Genomic DNA, 1,012 nt, shown 5'->3' on the forward strand with positions numbered 1-1,012 from the left:
TGTACCGACCCCCAAAAGTTAGACCAAAAAATCTAACTTTTGGAGGTCGGTATTTTTTATGGCTAAGTATACTTTTGAACTTAAATTAAAGATCGTTCATGATTACTTGGATGGTAAAGGCGGAAGTGATTATCTGGCAAAGAAATATTCCATTAAGGCTCCATCACAAGTGAAGCGCTGGATCAATGCCTATCAAGAATTTGGTGAAGAGGGTCTAGTAAGAAAGCGACAAAAGAAAAAATATTCTGTTCAATTTAAGCTGGATGCGATAGAGTTATATCTAACAAGTGAGCTGTCCTATCGTGAAGTTGCCAACACACTTAACATGAACAACCCTAATTTGATCGCTAGTTGGATGCGTCAATTCCGTGAGGGTGGGATCGATGGACTCTCAAAAACGAAAGGATGTCCACCTATCTTGTCTAAGAAAAATGAACCCAAAAATAAGAAAAAATCTACAACTAAAGCAACGTCTAAAGAACGTGAACGCATCGAGGAGTTGGAGAAACGAGTCCGTTCCCTTCAAATTGAAAATGCCTTTTTAAAAGAATTGAGGAAGCTGCGAAAACAGGAAGCCCAACAACGACGAATGAAGCAATCGCACGAATCATCGCAAGCCTCCGAGGACCGTTTAAATTAGTTGAGCTTCTAGAAACTTTAAAGTTCCCTAAGGCAACCTTTATGTACTGGCAAAAATGATTGGACCGTAAAAATCCAGATCAAGAGATTGAAGCGGAAATGCTTAAAGTTCGGGAGAAGCACAAGGATTATGGCTGTTTACGGATGACCAATGAACTAAGAAACCGCGGTTTCTCTATCAATAAAAAGAAAGTTCAGCGCCTGATCAAGAAGCTAGGAATAAAAGTAACGACATACACACGTAAATCACGGCGCTACAATTCTTATCGAGGACAAGTCGGAGCAGTAGCCAAAAATCGGATCCATCGTCGTTTCTACACCAGTATCTGCCATCAGAAAATCACGACGGATACAACTGAATTTAAATACCATG

Annotated in this window: 1 pseudogene; it reads left to right on the plus strand. The window is 40.0% G+C overall.

Features of this window, described 5'->3' with window-relative positions:
- Positions 1 to 58: 58 nt before the first annotated feature.
- Positions 59 to 1,012: pseudogene (locus DIZ30_RS13180) on the plus strand (IS3-like element ISEfa10 family transposase); the annotation flags it as partial.

Origin of the sequence: Enterococcus sp. H57, from assembly GCF_003112495.1 — a bacterium.
GTDB classification, from domain to species: Bacteria; Bacillota; Bacilli; order Lactobacillales; family Enterococcaceae; genus Enterococcus_B; species Enterococcus_B faecium.